This is a genomic window from Rhizobium croatiense, from assembly GCF_019793465.1.
Taxonomy (GTDB): Bacteria; Pseudomonadota; Alphaproteobacteria; order Rhizobiales; family Rhizobiaceae; genus Rhizobium; species Rhizobium croatiense.
On sequence record NZ_JAILYJ010000002.1, the window covers coordinates 118,416 to 136,725 of the forward strand.

Annotated in this window: 18 protein-coding genes, 3 tRNA genes and 1 riboswitch; of the genes, 4 read left to right on the forward strand and 17 right to left on the reverse strand. The window is 60.6% G+C overall.

Features of this window, described 5'->3' with window-relative positions:
* Nucleotides 1-10 precede the first annotated feature (10 nt).
* The 8 genes from K6M89_RS03290 to K6M89_RS03325 all read right to left on the reverse strand — a co-directional run bounded on the left by K6M89_RS03290 (nucleotide 11) and on the right by K6M89_RS03325 (nucleotide 3,979).
* Complete coding sequence (locus tag K6M89_RS03290) at nucleotides 11-283, reverse strand: hypothetical protein (protein ID WP_097581600.1); 273 nt, start codon at nucleotides 281-283, stop codon at nucleotides 11-13.
* Complete coding sequence (locus K6M89_RS03295) at nucleotides 283-1,473, reverse strand: NADH-quinone oxidoreductase subunit D (protein ID WP_097581601.1); 1,191 nt, start codon at nucleotides 1,471-1,473, stop codon at nucleotides 283-285. The genes K6M89_RS03290 and K6M89_RS03295 overlap by 1 nt, the downstream gene beginning before the upstream one ends.
* A 59-nt stretch (nucleotides 1,474-1,532) precedes the next feature.
* A complete protein-coding gene (locus K6M89_RS03300; RefSeq protein WP_011424924.1) occupies nucleotides 1,533-1,919 on the reverse strand; it encodes a four helix bundle protein in 387 nt (128 codons plus the stop codon).
* Between the two features lie 46 nt (nucleotides 1,920-1,965).
* Nucleotides 1,966-2,568: an NADH-quinone oxidoreductase subunit C gene (locus tag K6M89_RS03305; protein WP_222138419.1), complete on the reverse strand. Its 603-nt coding sequence runs from the start codon at nucleotides 2,566-2,568 to the stop codon at nucleotides 1,966-1,968.
* Between the two features lie 18 nt (nucleotides 2,569-2,586).
* Nucleotides 2,587-3,171 (reverse strand): NuoB/complex I 20 kDa subunit family protein, encoded by a 585-nt coding sequence (locus K6M89_RS03310; protein ID WP_008521904.1) that lies wholly within the window; start codon nucleotides 3,169-3,171, stop codon nucleotides 2,587-2,589.
* Nucleotides 3,162-3,527, reverse strand: a complete 366-nt coding sequence (locus tag K6M89_RS03315) for an NADH-quinone oxidoreductase subunit A (RefSeq protein ID WP_010055493.1) — start codon at nucleotides 3,525-3,527, stop codon at nucleotides 3,162-3,164. The genes K6M89_RS03310 and K6M89_RS03315 overlap by 10 nt, the downstream gene beginning before the upstream one ends.
* Before the next feature lie 247 nt (nucleotides 3,528-3,774).
* Nucleotides 3,775-3,851, reverse strand: a tRNA-Asp gene (locus tag K6M89_RS03320).
* A gap of 51 nt (nucleotides 3,852-3,902) precedes the next feature.
* A tRNA-Asp gene (locus K6M89_RS03325) sits at nucleotides 3,903-3,979 on the reverse strand.
* 161 nt (nucleotides 3,980-4,140) lie between these two features.
* On the opposite strand from K6M89_RS03325, the gene K6M89_RS03330 reads away from it, so the two are divergent.
* A complete protein-coding gene (locus K6M89_RS03330; protein ID WP_222138420.1) occupies nucleotides 4,141-4,404 on the forward strand; it encodes a hypothetical protein in 264 nt (87 codons plus the stop codon).
* Nucleotides 4,395-4,470 (forward strand) — tRNA-Val (locus K6M89_RS03335). The genes K6M89_RS03330 and K6M89_RS03335 overlap by 10 nt, the downstream gene beginning before the upstream one ends.
* A gap of 543 nt (nucleotides 4,471-5,013) precedes the next feature.
* Here K6M89_RS03335 and K6M89_RS03340 read toward each other — a convergent pair.
* Nucleotides 5,014-5,562, reverse strand: a complete 549-nt coding sequence (locus K6M89_RS03340; protein ID WP_222138421.1) for a glutathione peroxidase — start codon at nucleotides 5,560-5,562, stop codon at nucleotides 5,014-5,016.
* A 136-nt stretch (nucleotides 5,563-5,698) separates the two neighbouring features.
* Entirely contained in the window at nucleotides 5,699-6,058 is a 360-nt protein-coding gene (locus K6M89_RS03345) for a hypothetical protein (protein ID WP_097581608.1), read from the reverse strand.
* A gap of 164 nt (nucleotides 6,059-6,222) precedes the next feature.
* On the opposite strand from K6M89_RS03345, the gene K6M89_RS03350 reads away from it, so the two are divergent.
* Nucleotides 6,223-6,828 (forward strand): class I SAM-dependent methyltransferase, encoded by a 606-nt coding sequence (locus K6M89_RS03350; protein ID WP_222138422.1) that lies wholly within the window; start codon nucleotides 6,223-6,225, stop codon nucleotides 6,826-6,828.
* On the opposite strand, the gene K6M89_RS03355 is transcribed toward K6M89_RS03350, so the two are convergent.
* Entirely contained in the window at nucleotides 6,825-7,235 is a 411-nt protein-coding gene (locus K6M89_RS03355) for a (R)-mandelonitrile lyase (protein ID WP_222138423.1), read from the reverse strand. The two genes, K6M89_RS03350 and K6M89_RS03355, sit on opposite strands and share 4 nt — an antisense overlap.
* Before the next feature lie 250 nt (nucleotides 7,236-7,485).
* Between K6M89_RS03355 and K6M89_RS03360 the strand changes: the two genes are divergently transcribed.
* Entirely contained in the window at nucleotides 7,486-8,472 is a 987-nt protein-coding gene (locus tag K6M89_RS03360) for an aldo/keto reductase (protein ID WP_222138424.1), read from the forward strand.
* Between the two features lie 614 nt (nucleotides 8,473-9,086).
* On the opposite strand, the gene K6M89_RS03365 is transcribed toward K6M89_RS03360, so the two are convergent.
* The 6 genes from K6M89_RS03365 to clpP form a co-directional block, all read right to left on the reverse strand.
* Nucleotides 9,087-11,285 carry an esterase-like activity of phytase family protein gene (locus K6M89_RS03365; protein WP_246642314.1) on the reverse strand — a complete coding sequence of 733 codons (2,199 nt, stop codon included), beginning with the start codon at nucleotides 11,283-11,285 and terminating at the stop codon, nucleotides 9,087-9,089.
* Nucleotides 11,286-11,366: 81 nt separating this feature from the next.
* A complete protein-coding gene (locus tag K6M89_RS03370; protein WP_438826579.1) occupies nucleotides 11,367-12,281 on the reverse strand; it encodes a DMT family transporter in 915 nt (304 codons plus the stop codon).
* Nucleotides 12,282-12,363: 82 nt separating this feature from the next.
* Nucleotides 12,364-12,515, reverse strand: a riboswitch (FMN riboswitch).
* Nucleotides 12,516-12,638: 123 nt separating this feature from the next.
* Nucleotides 12,639-12,914 (reverse strand): DNA-binding protein HupB, encoded by a 276-nt coding sequence (hupB, locus tag K6M89_RS03375; protein ID WP_003547346.1) that lies wholly within the window; start codon nucleotides 12,912-12,914, stop codon nucleotides 12,639-12,641.
* A 206-nt stretch (nucleotides 12,915-13,120) separates the two neighbouring features.
* Nucleotides 13,121-15,538 carry an endopeptidase La gene (gene lon, locus K6M89_RS03380; RefSeq protein ID WP_222138427.1) on the reverse strand — a complete coding sequence of 806 codons (2,418 nt, stop codon included), beginning with the start codon at nucleotides 15,536-15,538 and terminating at the stop codon, nucleotides 13,121-13,123.
* 397 nt (nucleotides 15,539-15,935) lie between these two features.
* Nucleotides 15,936-17,213, reverse strand: a complete 1,278-nt coding sequence (gene clpX, locus K6M89_RS03385; protein WP_003573940.1) for an ATP-dependent Clp protease ATP-binding subunit ClpX — start codon at nucleotides 17,211-17,213, stop codon at nucleotides 15,936-15,938.
* Nucleotides 17,214-17,515: 302 nt separating this feature from the next.
* Nucleotides 17,516-18,145, reverse strand: a complete 630-nt coding sequence (clpP, locus tag K6M89_RS03390) for an ATP-dependent Clp endopeptidase proteolytic subunit ClpP (protein WP_003573944.1) — start codon at nucleotides 18,143-18,145, stop codon at nucleotides 17,516-17,518.
* Between the last annotated feature and the right edge of the window lie 165 nt (nucleotides 18,146-18,310).

Genomic DNA, 18,310 nt, shown 5'->3' on the forward strand with positions numbered 1-18,310 from the left:
TCACGCCTTGTCAGTTTAGGGTTCCACACCGCGAAGCGGTCAAAGACTGCATTTCGCAGGCATAGGCCGACTGGTCTTTCTGCATAAATACGACGAATTTGCTGCCGTTCGGAATGGCAGCCTTGATCTGATAGCCCTTGGACAAAAGCTCGCCCATGGACGTTTTCGCCGCCGGCGGCGTCACTTCCTTATGGCCCAACGGCGTGCCGAGAGTGTCGGCCTCCTGAGCCGAAACCCCGGATGCCGAAAGAAGAAGTGCGACGGCAAGCGGCAGACGCTGCATCAGCGGTCCACCTCGCCAAAGACGATGTCGAGCGAGCCGAGGACGGCCGCGATGTCGGCAAGCTGGTGGCCGCGGCACATGAAGTCCATCGCCTGCAGATGGGCATAGCCGGGCGCGCGGATCTTGCAGCGGTACGGCTTGTTGGAGCCATCCGAGACGAGATAGACCCCGAACTCGCCCTTCGGCGCTTCGACCGCGGCATACACTTCGCCGGCCGGCACATGGTAGCCTTCGGTATAGAGCTTGAAGTGGTGGATCAGCGCTTCCATCGAGCGCTTCATCTCGCCGCGCTTCGGCGGCACGACCTTGCCGTCGATCGATGAGAAAGGACCGGTCTTGGCATCCGACAGCAGGCGGTTGACGCACTGCTTCATGATGCGGACCGACTCGCGCATCTCGATCATGCGGATCAGGTAACGGTCGTAGTTGTCGCCGTTCTTGCCGATCGGAATGTCGAATTCGAGATCGGAATAACATTCGTAAGGCTGGGCGCGACGCAGATCCCAGGCTGCGCCCGAACCGCGCACCATGACGCCGGAGAAGCCCCAGGCCCAGCAATCTTCCAGCGAGACGACGCCGATATCGACGTTGCGCTGCTTGAAGATACGGTTGCCGGTCAGCAGGTTGTCGATGTCGTCGAGCGCCTTCAGGAAGGGGTCGCACCAGTCGCCGATATCCTGAACGAGCTTTTCCGGCAGATCCTGATGGACGCCACCCGGACGGACATAAGCAGCGTGCATGCGCGAACCGCTGGCGCGCTCATAGAACACCATCAGCTTTTCGCGCTCTTCGAAGCCCCAGAGCGGCGGCGTCAGCGCGCCGACGTCCATCGCCTGCGTCGTGACGTTCAAGAGATGCGACAGGATGCGGCCGATTTCCGAATACAGCACGCGGATCAGCTGGCCACGGATCGGGATCTCGATGCCAAGCAGCCTTTCGACGGCCAGCGCATAGGCATGCTCCTGGTTCATCGGCGCGACGTAATCGAGACGATCGAAATAGGGCACGGCCTGAAGATAGGTCTTGGTCTCGATCAGCTTCTCGGTGCCGCGGTGCAAAAGGCCGATATGCGGATCGACCCGCTCCACAATTTCGCCGTCAAGCTCCAGGACAAGACGAAGAACGCCATGCGCCGCCGGATGCTGCGGTCCGAAATTGATGTTGAAGTTGCGGACGTTATGTTCGGTCATTTGCAAGCGCTCCGCTATTGCAGGCATTAGCCAGTGGGCAATAGGCAATAGTGTCGTTTTCAGTTCTCACGTTCGTTCTGTCCATCTTGCAGGCGGCGAATGAGCGACCGCAGCATCTTTGCTACCTCGGTGATCAAGGAATGCGCCAACTGGGTCTGCGACACCGTGGTCATTCCTACTCGCGCCGAAAGTATCAGATGCGTTTCCAACTCCTTCAGGGACCCTTGGGCAATTTTCAAATGGTGCACATACGCACCCGTTGCCTCGCGTCCGTAACCTTCCGCTATGTTTGCCGCGATGGACGCCGCTGAACGTCTTACCTGGGAGGTGAGGCCATAAATTTCCTCTTTCGGAAATTCTTTGGTCAGGCCGTAACATTCAACCGCAAGATCCATTGAGCGCTGCCACACCGTAAGATCCTGATAGGAATTAATCGCCGTTGCCATTCTCCCTTATCACTACTGCCTGCTGGCTTCTGCCTAATGCCTAAGACTACTGCTTCGCCTTCTCGTCCCCCGGCAGCACGTATTCGGTGCCTTCCCAGGGCGACATGAAGTCGAAGTTGCGGAATTCCTGCTTCAGTTCTACCGGCTCGTAGACGACGCGCTTTGCGGCATCGTCGTAACGGACTTCGACGAAACCTGTCGTCGGAAAGTCCTTGCGCAGCGGGTGGCCTTCGAAGCCGTAATCGGTCAGGATGCGGCGCAGGTCCGGATGGCCGGTGAAGAGAACCCCGTACATGTCCCAGGTTTCGCGTTCGAACCAGTCAGCACCCGGATAGACGGCGCAGGCCGAGGGAATGGGCGTATCCTCGTCGGTTGCGACCTTGATGCGGACGCGCAGATTTTGCTTCGGCGACAGCAGATGATAGACGACGTCGAAACGCAGCTCGCGCTGCGGCCAGTCGACACCGCAAATATCGATCAGGTTGACGAAACCGCATTTGCCGTCGTCACGCAGGAAGGTCAGAAGCGCGATCAGGTTTTCACCCGTCGTCGTCAGCGTCAGCTCGCCATACTTCAGCTGCGACGTGGTGATCAGGTTGCTGCGCGCTTCGCCAAGATAGGACGCAAGCTCAGTCAGGGCTTCACTCATATGCCTTGTCCTTAACCCTTAGCGTTCGATCGTGCCGGTGCGCCGGATCTTCTTCTGCAGCAGAAGCACGCCGTAGAGCAGCGCTTCTGCCGTGGGGGGACAGCCCGGCACGTAGATGTCGATCGGCACGACACGGTCGCAGCCGCGCACCACGGAATAGGAATAGTGGTAGTAGCCGCCGCCATTGGCACAGGAACCCATCGAGATGACATAACGCGGCTCCGGCATCTGGTCGTAGACCTTGCGCAGAGCGGGCGCCATCTTGTTGGTCAGAGTGCCGGCGACGATCATTACGTCGGACTGGCGCGGCGAGGCGCGCGGCGCAAAGCCGAAGCGCTCGACGTCATAACGCGGCATCGACAGCTGCATCATTTCGACAGCGCAGCAAGCAAGACCGAAGGTCATCCACATCAGCGAGCCGGTGCGGGCCCAGTTGATCAGTTCGTCGGTCGAGGTGACGAGGAAACCCTTGTCGGCGAGCTCGTTGTTGATCTCGCCGAAGAAGGCGTCATTGCTGCCGATCGGCTTGCCGGTCGAGGGATCGATGATCCCCTTCGGCTGCTGGGCAACGAGCGGCTGATTGCTCACAGGGGTCACTCCCATTCCAGGGCTCCCTTTTTCCATTCATAGATAAAGCCGATGGTCAGCACCAAGAGGAAGACCATCATGGACCAGAAGCCGAACCAGCCGATGGCACCGAAGGAAACGGCCCAGGGAAAGAGGAAGGCGACTTCGAGGTCGAAGATGATGAAGAGGATCGACACGAGATAGAAGCGGATGTCGAACTTCATGCGGGCATCGTCGAAAGCGTTGAAGCCGCATTCGTAAGCCGAGAGCTTCTCCGAATCGGGCGCTTTGAAAGCCACGGCGAACGGCGCAATGAGCAGCGCCAGGCCGATGACAAGCGCGATAGCGATGAAGATAGCGATCGGAATATAGGAACTGAGCAGTTCAGTCATCATGTTCATCCTTGCTTGCCGGAGGCGCCAGGAGGCGCATTTGGGCAATTGCCCGGCAAGCGAACGTGCGTTGCAACAAGCCGTGGTTAGCGCAGCCGAAGCCCCGGCGCAAGACTTTTACAGAGGCAATTCGACGCGTCGCGCGCGGACATTATCAAGCAGATGCAACGATGTCGCGACAAATCCGCAGAAGCTGATTCAAGCTGCATGCCTGACCCCTGGAAACTGCATAGCTTTCGGAAGAGAATGGCGCGAGTGACGGGGCTCGAACCCGCGACCTCCGGCGTGACAGGCCGGCACTCTAACCGACTGAGCTACACCCGCGCATGACGGACGGAAGAACCGGACGGCGGCGATTTGTCGCCTCTTTTGAAATGGCGCGAGTGACGGGGCTCGAACCCGCGACCTCCGGCGTGACAGGCCGGCACTCTAACCGACTGAGCTACACCCGCACTTCATTTCAAGCAATCCGGATGCCTTCGCACCCCCACCAAAACGGCTGCCCGTTTCGATGAGCGGCTAACTACGGGGTTCGTCTTTTAGTGTCAAGCAGGTTTGGAGACAAAACCATGACAGTCGTTGAATTGTTTGCGCAAAGACCATGCGGGGGGGAATGAAAAGCCGGCAATTCCGTTTGCCGCTGCGGCATGGACGCCCGATCGAAGCCGACGACACGGTCGAAGCCGACATGCCCGCCGCCTTCCCCTCCCGTTTATCCACAACCCGGCTGCGCCCGACCGGCGCCGTGAAGAGAGGGACCGCCGCCAAAAAAATCAAAAATTCTTCACAAACACTCTTGCGGTTTTGCCGCGATCCGCATAGATCACGGCCACCAACGCGGCAGGCCGATCCGGCTTCGCTCGCGATGGGCGATTAGCTCAGTTGGTAGAGCGCCTCGTTTACACCGAGGATGTCGGGAGTTCGAGTCTCTCATCGCCCACCATTTTTCTCCTATCAGCGTCAAGTACCCAGGTGATATCGTGGGCTCGCAGACCGACGCTTGGTGCCCCTCGGTACCCGTATTCGAGGCGGGGGAAGAGATTTCGGCACAGCAAGGCGCGACGTCCGGCAGATCCAGATGCGCTCGGAGTCTGGAACCTCCACCAAAACGGACTACTCCGGCGACCGCGCCACCTCCTATTGGGCGAATGGATGGGAGCCGGCGAACGTGGGAATATTCGCCGCCCGGAAAGTCTCCGCGCTTGAAGGTTTCTCACGCCTGGAGGGGTGCCATGAGAACTCTCTGCTCCGCATTGACGCTGTGCATCGCGATGGCCGTTGGCGCGCCAAGTCCCACCTATGTCAACCTGCCTGGCTATGCATTCAAGACGAATCCGAACTGCCAGCGCCACAAACCAAAGACGCGATTTGACGCAAGGTGCGACTGGCCAAGATTGGGCTTCAAGGACTTTACGCCTCCGCTTGTGACCGTGCTCGGTATCTGAAGACGTTCAGCGCCCGGATGCGCCTGGCAGCCGGAGGGCAATCATTCCTTTGCCAGTTCCTTGTCCACCGCCGAAACCAGCCGCGAATCATCCGCCGTCACGTCAGGCGCGAAGCGGGCGACGACTTTGCCGTCGCGGCCGATGAGGAATTTTTCGAAGTTCCAGAGGATGTCGTCCTCGTCGCCGGCTGATATGCCGTGGGCTTTCAGGCGTTCGCGCATCGGGCCGTCGCCGGTGGTCTTCACGCCCGATTTGGTCAGTTGCCGGTAAAGCGGGTGCTGGGTCTCGCCCTTGACCGAGATCTTCGAGAAGATCGGGAAGGTGACGTCGTAGGTGCTGGTGCAGAAATCGAGGATCTCGGCATCCGTGCCGGGCTCCTGGCCCTTGAAGTCGTTGGCGGGGAAAGCGGCGATGACGAAGCCACGCTCGCGCTTTTCCCCGTAGAGCTTCTCAAGCCCCTCATATTGCGGCGTGAGCCCGCATTTCGAGGCGACATTGACGATCAAGAGCACCCTGCCCTTGTAGTCGTTGAGCGTGGTTTCACGACCATCCACTGATTTGACAGGAATATCCAGCACGTTCGCCGTCACGGGAACCTCCAATTTGGTGAAAAAATTTCCGCAAACTTAGCGATATCGCCGCGATTGTCATCAGCGTCGGCATCACATCGGCGTCAACAGAATGCGGATGCCGGTGCGGGCTCGCGGCCGGCACCGGCTTGGGCTATCAGGCGGGAGAGGTTTCCTTGACGTCGTCGAGCAGGAAATGCACGACAATATAATCCGTCTTGAAGTGGCGGCCGCTGTCGGAGACCGACTCGACGCTGCCGCCGTCCTTCGGGTGCCAGGCGTGGTAGTGGGGATTGGTGGTGATCAGCGTGACGGCCTTGCCGGCCAGATCCCCTTCGCCCAGCCGGAAGCGCATCTCGGCAAGCGGCCAGATCCGCTCGTAATCCTCCATGGTGATGCGCGCCCTCAGCGCCTTCCGGTGCAACGGCGCCTCGCCGGCCTCGGCGGGTGATTCCAACATCACCTCCTCGGCTCCGTTGAAGACGGCGTTGAATTCTTCCGGCCACATGCGTCTCATGAAATCGCTCCTCCCGAGGCTTTTTCGTCGGTCCACGAATGAAACTTAGCGATTTGTCCGAAAGAAGCAAATTCCCGTCATGTGGTTGTCATCGAGGTCCGCTGCTCCTACGTTCCCCGCAGACCGCATCAGGGCCGTCAACCGCCCGCAATCCGAGATCAGAAATGAAGACACGTGAAGAAAGGCAGGCGCTTAGGGCGAGCATGCCGCGCACCCCGCTCAGCGCCCACCATTTGGAAAACGCCCGCCTGCTGCCGGATCGCGGCGAGCTGCTCTACCGGATCCCGAATGGCGGCATCGGCGTCGAGGTGGGGGCAGCCTTCGGCGAATATACGGCGGAGATTCTCGAGAAGAACCGCCCGGCGCAGCTCTACCTCATCGATCCCTGGTCGATGGACCGCTACAGCTCCGGCCTCGATTCGATCCATACGCAGTTCGCGACCGAGATCGCGGCCCGGCGGCTGCATCTGATGCAGGGCACGTCGCTCGAAAAGCTCGCCGAATTCGAGGACGATTTCCTCGACTGGGCCTATATCGATACCGACCATTCCTTCGAGCTCACCTGGCAGGAACTGCTGCTCTGCGAAAAGAAGGTGAAGCGGACGGGGCGCATTGCCGGGCATGATTTCTGCACCGGCAATACCGTCAAACCGATCGTCTATGGCGTCGTCGAGGCGGTCACCAAGTTCTGCAAGGATTATGGCTGGCAATTCGAGTTCCTGACCGTCGAATCACATGCGCATTTTTCCTACTGCCTGAAGCGGCTCTAACCGGCCGACACCGCGCCGGAATATTGCGCGTCGCTGACATGCTCCATCCAGTCGACATGCTTGCCGTCCAGCGCCTCGTGTATGGCGATGTGCGTCATCGCCGTGTCCGGGGCAGCACCATGCCAATGTTTTTCGCCCGGCGCGAACCAGACGGTGTCGCCGGCGCGAATCTCGCGGATGTCATCGCCCCAGCTCTGGGCAAGGCCCCTGCCCGAGGTGACGATCAGCGTCTGGCCGAGCGGATGCGTGTGCCAGGCCGTGCGGGCGCCGGGTTCGAAGGTGACGGAGGTTGCCCGCACCCGGGCCGGCGCCGGCGGCTCAATCAGCGGATCCTGGCGAACGGCGCCGGTGAAATAGTCGGCCGGCGGTTTCATCGAGGGGCGAGAGCCGGCGGGTTTGATCTCCATGATCGTTCCTTTTCTATTCCATTGCGGTTGAAGCCTTGTAACCTGACGATATTTCATCGAGGCGGGCGATCAAGGCCGGATCGGCAACTGCCGCATAGTCGCCCTGCTGATAGGCCAATATCTTTCATCGCCTAAGGCGCGTCGCATTGAACTTGGCTCATGCGACGCGCTTTAGTTCTTTGTTTTTACGCATGTCGTTATCCCGGAACCGCTGCACACTTCCGGGCAACATGCATTGGGAGAATTTCTCATGAAACATCATGCTTTCGGCCGCATGCCCTTCACCGTCACCAATGTCGGCTTCGGCGCCTGGCAGATCGGCGGCTCATGGGGCGATATCAGCGAGGCGGACGGGCGTGCGGCGCTGAATGCCGCACTCGATGCCGGCATGACCTTCATCGATACGGCCGACGTCTATGGCGACGGCCGCTCGGAAAAAATCATTGCCGACGTGCTGAAGACGCGTGGCGGCGAGCGCCCCATGGTCGCCACCAAGGCGGGCCGCCGCCTCAATCCGCATGTCGCCGAAGGCTACAGCAAGGCCAATCTCGAAGGCTGCATCGACCGCAGCCTGAAAAACCTTGCCGTCGACCGCCTCGACCTCGTGCAGTTGCATTGCCCGCCGCGCGAGGTGTTTTACCAGCCCGAGGTCTTCGACGGTCTCGACGCGTTGCAGGCGGCCGGCAAGATCAAGGGTTACGGCGTCAGCGTCGAAAAGGTCGAGGACGGGCTGAAGGCGATCGAATATCCCGGCGTCGTCAGCATCCAGATCATCTACAACATCTTCCGCCAGCGCCCCGACCACCTGTTCTTTGCCGAGGCCCGCCGCAGGAATGTGGCGATCATCGCCCGCGTGCCACTGGCAAGCGGCCTGCTCTCCGGCAAGATCACCCGCGAGACGCATTTTGCCAGCGACGACCACCGCAACTTCAACCGCCATGGCGAAGCCTTCGATGTCGGCGAGACCTTTGCCGGCGTGCCGTTCGAGGTCGGCCTGCAGGCGGTGGAAGAGGTGAGCAAGCTGGTGCCCGCCGGCGCGACCATGGCCGCCTTTGCGCTGCGCTGGATCCTGATGAGCGACGCCGTCACCGTCGTTATCCCCGGCGCCCGCAATGGCGAGCAGGCCAAGGCCAACGCGGCGGCCGCCGATCTGGCGCCGCTTGCGGCCGACGTCATGGCGGCGACACGGGAGAATTACGATCGGCTGATCGCGCCGCATGTGCATCAGCGCTGGTAGGGCTGGAGCTCGGGGCTGCGGAAACATCGGTGAGCCGCCCTTGTTTAAGTCCTCACGCCTCTCCTCCCATGCGCGGCCTTGAGCCGAGCATGCACCCGGACGCGTGAGAGGCCGCAGCATGGATCCTCGGCTCAAGGCCGAGGATGACGGAGTGTGGGGAAGCGTCCATGCCAAACTCCAACGTCACCGCACCCGCAAGCTGTTGGAATTGCTCCAGCATCTCGCCTCCTGCCAGTCGCGTCCTCCCTATCTCCGTCATGTTCGGGCTTGACCCGAGCACACGCACGCGTGAGAAGCCATAGCATGGATCCCCGGCTCAAGGCCGAGGATGACGGAGTGTGGGGGATCGTCCATGCCAAACTCCAACTTCGCCGCACCCGCAAGCTGTTGGAATTGCTCCAGCATCTCGCCTCCTCCCCGTCGCGTCGCCCCAATCTCCGTCATGCTCGGGCTCGACCCGAGCATCCATTCCGAAGCCCTCTGCTTTGCAAAATATTCTTCAGTCGGATGTCCTCGCCTTCCCGCTGCGAATGCGGACACCCCATGGATCCTTTGCATCAAAAAAGAGAGGCCGGGCTTTCGCCCGGCCTCTCCCTGTATCCCTCTATGACGCCTCAGTTCGTAGCGCTGAGATCAACCGGGAAGAACAGCGTCTCGCCGGAGGAGTCGCTGACGCCGTCGTTGTCGGTGACGGCATAGGGTTTGCCCGATGCATCGAAGGTGAAGCCTTCGAGCTTGTCGAGCACGTAGCCGTTGGTCGCGCTCTTGAGTTCGCCGAGGAAATCGTGGGCTTCGGTCTTCTTGACGACGGGCAGTTCGCCGCCGAGCTTGGCGGGCTTCAGCTCCGAGATCGCCACCTTATAGAGCTTCTTCAGCTTGGCGGCATCGCCGACGAGGTTGTCGCGCTCGATGATGTAGACACTGTCGCCCTGAGCCGAAATTTCCGACAGGCCGACCCAGCCGCTTTCTGTCTTGTCGAGCGGATAGCGCACCGCGCCCCACTCCTTCTTCTTCGGATTGTAGGAGACGAGCTTGACGAAGCCCTTCTCGTCGTCGCCCCACTCGCGCTGGACCGCCATCCAGAGCGTGGCATCGTCGCCGGTGCCGATCATGGTCACACCTTCGAAACCGAAGCGGATTTCGTTGGCGGCGAGTTCCTTCGGCAGGGCGATCTCGGCCTTGATGTCGCCCTTCGCGTTGACGTTGTAGAGGGCGTGCGGGACGAGACGCTCGCTATAGCCTTCCGAGGCGAGCCAGAAGGAGCCGTCGGCGGCAACCGCGATGCCTTCGATGTCGAGCTTCTGGGCCGGGGCGCCGTCGCGCTTGACGACGAGAGCGTCGGTGATGACCGCCGGCTTCTTGCTGGCATCGATCGTGTAGATCGTCGGCTGCGAGCCGAGAACGCTGTCGCTGACGGCATAGAGCATGCCTGGCTTGCCGGGAACGGCGGCCAAACCCGAAAGGGCTGCGAAACCGATCGGATTGCCGTCCTTGTCGGCGGAGACGATCTTCGGATAGGCTTTCTCGCCTTCCGAGCGCTCGTAGATCATCACATGCGAGCGCGCGCCGCCATCCTTGCCGAGGTCGAGCTCGTTGGCAGTGGCAAAGAGATTGCGCTGGGGGATAGCGACCCCACCCTCCGGCGAAATGCCGGACGGCAGCAGCTGGATGAGTTCGGGGTCGGCGCCGGTATCCTTATAGACGCCGACGACCGAGGCGCGCTCGGCGAGCAGGAAGAAATATTGGTCGTCGCCGAACTTGGCAGCCTCGAGGCCTTCCGGCTCGACGCCCTTCGATCCCGAACGGCTTTCCGGATAGTGGCCGATATGGGCGACGGCGCGTTCGAAGGATGCGCCCGATTCGTAGAGAAGCTTGCCCGTCTTGTCGAAGATGGTGAAACCGCGCGAGCCGCCCTGGTAATCGCCTTCATTGGCGACGACGAGGCGGTTGTCGTCCAGCCACTTCACGGCGTCCGGCTCGCGCAGCACGCCCTTGGATTCGCCGGTGAATTTCAGCGCGCCGTCGCGCTTGGTGTCGATGCCGGTAAGATCGACGCTGCCGGCGGAGAAATGCGTCTTCACCTCAGCCGTATTGGCATCGATGATGACGATCTCGTTGTTTTCCTGCAGCGTCAGGGCAATCTCGTTCAGCCCGTTGAAGGCGACGAATTCCGGCTCCGGATCCTCGGGGGCAACGCCGGCGAGACCGGTCAGCGTCACATGCTTGATGCTGCCGCAATCGACAGTGCCGTTCTTGACCTGGAAGACGACGAGGTCGCCGGCCGGCATCTGCGGGATCTTGCCGTGATTGACGTCTTCGTCGCGCTCGTTTTCGATCGCAATAGTGCCGAGCGTCTTGTCCTTGTTGAGGGCGATCGAATCCGGCTGGCCGCCGAGATCGCAGCTGTTTTCGATCTTCTTCGTCGCCACGTCGACGATGGCGAGACGGCCTGAGGGCTTCGCGTTGCTCTCGGAGGTGTTGACGGCGACGAGCGCCTTGCCGGCGCTCGCGGTGACCGATGTCGGCTCGCCGTCCATCATCAGCGCGCCCCCTGATTTCGGCGCCTTGGCATCGCTGATGTCGATGAAGCCGATCGCGCCGAGCGGGCTGTCGCTGTAGATCAGCGTCTTGCCGTCGTCGGTCGCGGTGATGATTTCGGCCGATGTCGGCGACAGCTTGTCCTTGTCATCAGGCAGGTTCTGAGCGACCGGGAAAGAGGCGATGCGGTTGAAGACCGGCTCGGCGGCGGCCGGAAAGGCAACGGATGCGAGAAGCACGGCAGCAAGCGCTGCCTGGCGCGATGAAATCGTCATGAAATCCCCCATGTGTCGAATAGTCGAAACATGGGTTTTCTGCGGGACTGCCATGACAGAGACATGACAGTCCGTGACATTTCACGCGGAGGCCGCTTGCCTTTCCCGGCGCATCTCGTTGCGCATGATGAAGAGCGATGCGGCGAGGATGAGTCCGGCTCCCAGCCAGAGATAACCGGCCGGCGCATAACCGAAGAACAGCCAGCCGGCGAGCACGTTGAGCGGCAGCTTCAGATCGTCGAACGGCTGCACATAGGCAGCGTCGGCGCTGGCATAGGCAAGGGTCAGCAGATATTGCGCCGCGACCGTCAGGAGGCCCGCCAGAAGGAAGAGAGCCAGCGTCGCACCCGTCGGCACGGCAAGGCCCGCCGCAAGCGCCAGCCCGCCGTTGATCGGCGTCAGCAGCACCAGCAGCCAGACGGTGATCGTCTCCGGCTTCTCGATGCCGGTCAGGCTCTTGGTGATAAGCGACGAGGCGCCCCAGAGCAGCGCCGAGAGCACCGGCAGCAATGCTGCCCAGGTGAAACTGTCGGACCATGGCTGCAGGATGATCATCGCGCCGGCAAAGCCGACAGCGGTTGCCGCCCAACGGGCGGCGCCGACGCGTTCGCCGAGGAACAGGAGGGCGCCGAGGATGATGAAGAAGGGTGAAGTCATGACGAGCGCAATCGCCTGCCAGATCGGCACCGAAGCAAGGCCGGAAACCCAGGCCGCGACGCCGAGCGCGGCAAAGACCACGCGCACGACATGCCGCCAGGGATAATCGGTGCGCATGGCCGAAAGGCCTGCCTTGCGCAGAAAGGGCAAGGAGAAAAGGAAGGCGAAGGCATATTGCCAGAAGGCCGCCGAGGCCGGGGGAAAGGCGAGCCTCATGGTCAGCCACTGGGTGACGACGTTGAGGAGCGAAAAGGCCACTCCTCCAAGCACCATGAAGCTTGCGCCGGCAAGGGCGCGGGATTGCGAGACTGCAAGGGAATTCTGATTCATGTCTTTTATCCAGAAGAGGGACCAACATAAACCAGGACGCATGAGGCGACGGCACGCTGACGCCGGCAGTCCCCTGCCCGCACGCGGCCATGCTCATTCTCTTTCATCCGGACTATACCGTCGGCTCCGGAATCGCACCGGATCTGCTGACCCTTCCCACGCGACAGCTTGGGAAGGCGCTCGCGGGCTCGGGCCGCAGCCCTTACCGCCGGTGGGGAGTTTCACCCCGCCCTGAGAACAGCTCCGTGGTAAATCAAAGTGCCGCGTGCGGCAAGCGGCCAGAACAAAAAGGGGCCCGGCAAAGCCGAACCCCTCTCAAAAACCCTGCACAGCCGGTCTCGTTTACGGCTGGCGGATAATCTTTAATCAGCCGTTGACGGCGTCCTTCAGGCCCTTGCCGGGCGTGAACTTCGGCACGTTGCGAGCCGGAATGTCGACTTCAGCGCCGGTGGACGGGTTGCGGCCCTTCGATGCTGCACGATGAGAAACGGTGAAGCTGCCGAACCCTGCGAGGCGGATGTCGCCCTTGTTCTTGAGTTCAGCCTGGACAACGTCGAAAACCGCGTCGACAGCGGAAGCCGCGTCAGACTTCGTCAGTCCTGCCTTTTCGGCCACTGCGGACACGAGTTCATTCTTGTTCATGTTTCCACCCCTTTCTAAATGGTATGAAACGACTCAAATGTAAGCTAGGCGCAGAATAGGTTTCATCAGGCCCGCCGGGAACCCAGAAGCCCTGCAAATCAAGGAAAAGCAAGCGTCTCCATGACGTTTTCACAAAAAAGGCTGGCGTTTCCGCCAGCCTTTTTGTGTCTTTTGCGCCAAATGGGCATAAATGTGGCAAGCACCACTCAATGCGCTATGGTTGCGCCCGTCTCATCAAGGCCTTCGACCGATGTGATCACAGGCGTTTCCACGGTGCCATCCCACTCGATCGGCTCGGGCCGGCGGATCAGCGCGTGCTTGATCACCTCGCCCATGCGGGAGACCGGGATGATCTCCATGTTGTTCTTCACGTTGTCAGGAATCTCCGCCAGATCCTTGGCGTTTTCCTCCGGAATCAGCACCTTCTTGATGCCGCCGCGAAGCGCTGCGAGCAGCTTTTCCTTGAGACCGCCGATCGGCAGCACACGGCCGCGAAGGGTGATTTCACCGGTCATGGCCACATGCTTGTTGACCGGGATGCCGGTCATGATCGAGACGATGGCGGTCGCCATGGCGACACCGGCCGAGGGGCCATCCTTCGGCGTGGCGCCTTCCGGCACGTGCACGTGGATGTCGTTCTTTTCGAACATCGGCGGTTCGATGCCGAAATCGACAGCGCGCGAGCGGACATAGGAGGCCGCTGCCGAGATCGATTCCTTCATGACTTCCTTCAGATTGCCGGTGACCGTCATGCGGCCCTTGCCCGGCATCATCACGCCTTCGATGGTCAGCAGCTCGCCGCCGACTTCCGTCCAGGCAAGACCGGTCACGACGCCGACCTGATCCTCGCCCTCGGCTTCGCCATGGCGGAAGCGCGGGACGCCCAGATAGTCGGCGATGTTGGCAGCCGTCACATGAACGGACTTCGTCTTGCCCTTGATGATCTCGGTCACCGCCTTGCGGGCGAGTTTCATCAATTCGCGTTCGAAGTTGCGGACGCCGGCTTCACGGGTGTACTGCTGGCTGATCGCCATCAGGGCGTCGTCGCTGACCGAGAATTCTTCCGGCTGCAACGCATGTTCCTTGATAGCCTTCGGCAGCAGGTGCCGCTTGGCGATTTCGCGCTTTTCATCCTCGGTGTAGCCGGCGATACGGATGATTTCCATGCGGTCCATCAGGGGCGCTGGAATGTTCAGCGTATTCGCCGTCGTGATGAACATCACATCCGACAGGTCGTATTCGACTTCCAGATAGTGGTCCATGAAGGTCATGTTCTGGGCCGGATCGAGCACTTCGAGCAGGGCCGACGACGGATCGCCGCGATAGTCCTGGCCGAGCTTGTCGATCTCGTCGAGCAGAAAGAGCGGGTTGGATTTCTTCGCCTTCTTCATCGACTGGATGACCTTGCCGGGCATCGAGCCGATATAGGTGCGGCGGTGACCGCGGATTTCGGCTTCGTCGCGAACGCCGCCAAGCGCCATGCGGACATACTCACGGCCGGTCGCCTTGGCGATCGACTGGGCGAGCGAGGTCTTGCCGACACCCGGAGGACCGACGAGGCAGAGGATCGGGCCCTTGATCTTGGTAGCACGGGCCTGCACGGCCAGATATTCGACGATGCGCTCCTTGACCTTGTCGAGACCGAAGTGATCGGCTTCGAGGATCTTCTCGGCATTGTTGAGATCGGCCTTGATCTTCGACTTCTTGCCCCAGGGGATGCCGAGCAGCCAGTCCAGATAGTTGCGCACGACGGTGGCTTCCGCCGACATCGGGCTCATCTGGCGCAGCTTCTTCAGCTCCGCATCGGCCTTTTCACGGGCCTCCTTGGACAGCTTGGTCTTGGAAATGCGCTCTTCCAGTTCGCTCATCTCGTCGCGGCCTTCCTCGCCGTCGCCGAGTTCCTTCTGGATCGCCTTCATCTGTTCATTCAGGTAGTATTCGCGCTGGGTCTTCTCCATCTGGCGCTTGACGCGCGAGCGGATGCGCTTTTCGACCTGCAGCACCGAGATCTCGCCTTCCATGAAGCCGAGGGCCTTTTCCAGGCGGGCCTTGACGCTGGTCGTCTCCAGCATCTCCTGCTTCTCGGTGATCTTGATCGACAGGTGCGAGGCGACCGTATCGGCGAGCTTGGAATAGTCGTCGATCTGGCTGGCGGCGCCGACCACTTCGGGCGAAATCTTCTTGTTGAGCTTCACATAGCTTTCGAATTCGGAAACGACCGAGCGCGACAATGCTTCCAGCTCTACCGGATCGTCATGCGGCTCCTCGAGCACATGGCCGAGCGCCTCATAGAAATCCTCGCGGCTGGTATAGGTGTCGATCTCGGCGCGGGCGCGGCCTTCGACCAGAACCTTGACGGTGCCGTCGGGCAGCTTGAGCAGCTGCAGCACATTGGCGACCGTGCCCACATTGTGAATTGCCGAAGGGTCCGGATCGTCGTCGCTGGCGTTGATCTGCGTCACCAGCATGATCTGCTTGTCGGAACCCATGACCTCTTCGAGCGCACGGATCGATTTTTCGCGTCCGACGAACAGCGGCACGATCATATGCGGGAACACCACGATGTCGCGCAAAGGCAAAACAGGGTAGGCAGTGCTGCTCGCTACAGACGTTTTCTTCGTCATTTTTTTGTCCTTTCCATCGTCCCGTTACCGGGCTCTCTGCACGGCCGCTTGGGACCGGCCGGCTCTCACTTGGCTCTACAAGTGGAGGTTCTGACTACGCTTTTCAAGCCACGCTAACGCCCGCGTTCCCCGGATGTGACAGCCTTGTTACAACGGAACGCCAACACTATGAAGCGCCTAGCTGGACCGGCGCTTACCATTTCCGGCCAGGCTAAATACAACGCCAGCAACAGGCTTACGAGATCATCCCATCATTGCCAAGCATTACCCCTGCGCAACATCGGCACAGGCAATTCCGGTCCCACCGGCAAATACTAACAGCGCCTCGGATGATTTTTCAAATAGAAAGGGGCCTGCTGATGGCAAGCCCCCAAAATAATGGTGCGAAAGCGCAAGGTCACGCCGAAGCGTTGGCCTTTTCTTCCTGACGGTCGGCATAGATATAAAGCGGACGGGCCGAACCGCGCACCACTTCCTCCGAGATGACGACCTCGCGCACACCTTCCAGCGTCGGCAGTTCGAACATCGTGTCGAGCAGGATCTTCTCCATGATCGAGCGGAGGCCGCGAGCGCCGGTCTTGCGCACGATCGCCTTGCGGGCGATTTCGCGCAGGGCGTCTTCGTGGAAGGTCAGTTCGACGTCTTCCATCTCGAACAGGCGCTGGTACTGCTTGATCAGCGCGTTCTTCGGCTCGGACAGGATCTGGATCAGCGCATCCTCGTCGAGATCCTCGAGCGTCGCCAGAACCGGCAGACGGCCGATGAATTCGGGGATGAGGCCGAACTTGACCAGGTCTTCCGGCTCGAGTTCGCGCAGGACTTCGCCGACGCGGCGGTCGTCCTGGGCCTTGACGGTCGCGCCAAAGCCGATCGAGGTCTTCTCTCCGCGGGCGGAGATGATCTTGTCGAGGCCGGCGAAGGCGCCGCCGCAGATGAACAGGATGTTCGTCGTGTCGACCTGCAGGAATTCCTGCTGCGGGTGCTTGCGGCCGCCCTGCGGCGGAACGGAAGCGACCGTGCCTTCCATGATCTTCAGGAGCGCCTGCTGCACGCCCTCGCCCGAGACGTCACGGGTGATCGACGGATTGTCGGACTTGCGCGAAATCTTGTCGACTTCGTCGATGTAGACGATGCCGCGCTGGGCACGCTCGACATTGTAGTCGGCCGACTGCAGGAGCTTCAGGATGATGTTTTCGACGTCTTCGCCGACATAACCGGCTTCGGTCAGCGTCGTCGCATCGGCCATGGTGAAGGGAACGTCGATGATGCGGGCGAGCGTCTGGGCAAGATAGGTCTTGCCGCAGCCGGTCGGGCCGACGAGCATGATGTTCGACTTCGCCAGTTCGACTTCGCCATTCTTGGAGGCGTGCGCCAGGCGCTTGTAATGATTGTGCACGGCGACCGACAGGATCTTCTTCGCCTGCCGCTGGCCGATGACGTATTCGTCGAGGACCTTGATGATGTCCTGGGGCGTCGGAACGCCGTCGCGGGACTTGACCATCGAGGACTTGTTTTCCTCGCGGATGATGTCCATGCACAATTCGACGCATTCATCGCAGATGAAGACGGTCGGTCCGGCAATCAGTTTCCGGACTTCGTGCTGGCTCTTTCCGCAGAACGAACAATAGAGGGTGTTCTTGGAGTCGCCGCCGTTGCTGCCGCTGACCTTGCTCATATCATTTTCCTTCCAGCACGCCGCATTTCAAGGCGAAATCGCGGTCCACTCTATCAGCTCCTGGCGGCACTCCGTTTCCGGAGCCTTTGCCGAGAAGGGCTTCAGGGGCTACGAACCGGTTCCAGTCAACCATGTCCAGGTTCCGGCGGCAACGAATCCCCTTCGAATGCCAAATGCTATGTCACAAAAATTCAACATAGCATTAATAGTTACTATTAGTGTCTTCACCGCCGGATGAAAGCCCTTGTTCGATCACAAATGAGATAGAACTGTGGCGGCAAAAACACCATCCCAATTAATTACTAGGCCTGCTCGCCTTCCATCTCGAGGCGCGACGTCAGTACCTTGTCGATCACGCCCCAGCCCTGGGCCTCGTCCGCATCCATGAAATGGTCACGATCGAGGGTCTTTTCAACTTCCTCGTAGGTGCGGCCGGTGTGCTTGACGTAGACTTCGTTGAGGCGGCGCTTCATCTTGAGGATGTCGCGGGCGTGGCGCTCGATATCCGAGGCCTGGCCCTGGAAGCCGCCCGAGGGCTGGTGCACCATGATGCGGGAATTCGGCGTGGCGAAGCGCATGTCCTTGTGGCCGGCGGCCAGCAGCAGCGAGCCCATGGACGCGGCCTGGCCGATGCAAAGTGTCGAAACCGCCGGTTTGATGAACTGCATCGTATCGTAGATCGCCATGCCGGCGGTGACGACGCCACCGGGCGAATTGATGTAGAGGGCGATTTCCTTCTTCGGGTTTTCGGCCTCGAGGAAGAGCAGCTGGGCGCAGACGAGCGTCGCCATGTGATCCTCGACGGCGCCGGTCAGGAAGATGATGCGTTCCTTCAACAGGCGGGAATAGATGTCGTAGGAGCGTTCACCGCGGTTGGTCTGTTCCACGACCATCGGCACGAGGGCCATTGCGGTATCAACTGGGTTTCTCATGTGCGTCCTTTGTCAACGTCATGCCGGCGGCCGCCGGGAATCAAAGAAAATGCCATATCCCTACATAGAGTGTCCCGGCCCTCCTCTTCAAGACACGCATGAGGATAACGTTAAGAAGGCGGGGCACGGCGGCTTCAGCTCCTCTTTGATGCATGTCGTCATCCC

What these genes read in the sequence shown, in the direction of transcription:
- K6M89_RS03355 (WP_222138423.1), bottom strand. Translation starts at nt 7,235, where the DNA reads ATGGAGATCAAACCCGCCGGCTCTCGCCCCTCGATGAAACCGCCGGCC.
- lon (WP_222138427.1), bottom strand. Translation starts at nt 15,538, where the DNA reads ATGACGAAGAAAACGTCTGTAGCGAGCAGCACTGCCTACCCTGTTTTG.
- K6M89_RS03300 (WP_011424924.1), bottom strand. Translation starts at nt 1,919, where the DNA reads ATGGCAACGGCGATTAATTCCTATCAGGATCTTACGGTGTGGCAGCGC.
- K6M89_RS03350 (WP_222138422.1), top strand. Translation starts at nt 6,223, where the DNA reads ATGAAGACACGTGAAGAAAGGCAGGCGCTTAGGGCGAGCATGCCGCGC.
- K6M89_RS03315 (WP_010055493.1), bottom strand. Translation starts at nt 3,527, where the DNA reads ATGACTGAACTGCTCAGTTCCTATATTCCGATCGCTATCTTCATCGCT.
- K6M89_RS03345 (WP_097581608.1), bottom strand. Translation starts at nt 6,058, where the DNA reads ATGAGACGCATGTGGCCGGAAGAATTCAACGCCGTCTTCAACGGAGCC.
- K6M89_RS03310 (WP_008521904.1), bottom strand. Translation starts at nt 3,171, where the DNA reads ATGGGAGTGACCCCTGTGAGCAATCAGCCGCTCGTTGCCCAGCAGCCG.
- K6M89_RS03365 (WP_246642314.1), bottom strand. Translation starts at nt 11,285, where the DNA reads ATGACGATTTCATCGCGCCAGGCAGCGCTTGCTGCCGTGCTTCTCGCA.
- K6M89_RS03330 (WP_222138420.1), top strand. Translation starts at nt 4,141, where the DNA reads ATGAAAAGCCGGCAATTCCGTTTGCCGCTGCGGCATGGACGCCCGATC.
- K6M89_RS03360 (WP_222138424.1), top strand. Translation starts at nt 7,486, where the DNA reads ATGAAACATCATGCTTTCGGCCGCATGCCCTTCACCGTCACCAATGTC.
- clpP (WP_003573944.1), bottom strand. Translation starts at nt 18,145, where the DNA reads ATGAGAAACCCAGTTGATACCGCAATGGCCCTCGTGCCGATGGTCGTG.
- hupB (WP_003547346.1), bottom strand. Translation starts at nt 12,914, where the DNA reads ATGAACAAGAATGAACTCGTGTCCGCAGTGGCCGAAAAGGCAGGACTG.
- K6M89_RS03290 (WP_097581600.1), bottom strand. Translation starts at nt 283, where the DNA reads ATGCAGCGTCTGCCGCTTGCCGTCGCACTTCTTCTTTCGGCATCCGGG.
- clpX (WP_003573940.1), bottom strand. Translation starts at nt 17,213, where the DNA reads ATGAGCAAGGTCAGCGGCAGCAACGGCGGCGACTCCAAGAACACCCTC.
- K6M89_RS03305 (WP_222138419.1), bottom strand. Translation starts at nt 2,568, where the DNA reads ATGAGTGAAGCCCTGACTGAGCTTGCGTCCTATCTTGGCGAAGCGCGC.
- K6M89_RS03295 (WP_097581601.1), bottom strand. Translation starts at nt 1,473, where the DNA reads ATGACCGAACATAACGTCCGCAACTTCAACATCAATTTCGGACCGCAG.